Below are 815 nucleotides of genomic sequence, written 5' to 3' on the forward strand. Positions count from 1 at the left end.
TTTTGGAATACTTCTGCCGCAACTACAACTGGCATTGTCGCGGCAATACCTTGGTTCCCACTGCCGAAATTGCTCATGGCTGGCAACGTCGCCCCTCCCATGCGAGCATCAGACGCCGCGGATGTCATCATCTGTATACGACTCATTAAGTCGTTGCCCAATAAGCCTTGCTCGATGTTGCCTTTTAGCGTGCGTCCAATTTCTAGGCCGTAACCTCGGTCGATACCTTCTTGAGCCAGCAAGGTATTGAGCTCTGCAGCTTGGAGAATGAATTTGATCTCTTCAAAAGGCGCTTGAGTGGAAAACTCATAGATTTGTTTGATCGAAATATCCACACCTTCACAAACAGAAGCGGTTGCAACGCGTTGCTGCGGTGGAGCATCAAAAATCACGTCGCCATTGCGCATGATCTGGATAATGTTGGTGTGACCGCCACTGATCGTGACCGAAACAACATCGTCACCAGAAGTGAGCGTTACGCTGCAATAAATGAATTCTTGCGTATCCATGCGCGCTACAGTTACCCGCTCTTCATCTATCAATTGTTGCGCAGCAGCGACATCCTGCTCATTAATCCGAGCCAACACTTCCAGTTCTGCTGTTGGGTCACCGGCTAATGCACCAACTGAGGCGGCAATTTTGAGGCCTATCTTTCCCGTTCCGGGTACGAAAACACCCATCGAGTTTTTAAATAGGTTGTCTGAAACACGCACCTCTATCGCATCAATATCGGATGTGCCCAACTCTTTTCTAGCAACTGCTGCCGCGTACGCAGCAGCAATGGGTTCTGTACATCCTAATGCAGGTTTCACAAC

The 815-nt window shown here is 49.2% G+C and carries 1 protein-coding gene; it reads right to left on the bottom strand.

What is annotated here, in order from left to right; translation table 11 throughout:
* Positions 1-815: serine dehydratase subunit alpha family protein (locus tag R8N49_RS26270; RefSeq protein ID WP_318190341.1), on the bottom strand; the 815-nt coding region annotated here is incomplete at both ends.

This window comes from Vibrio sp. 1978 (assembly GCF_033344345.1).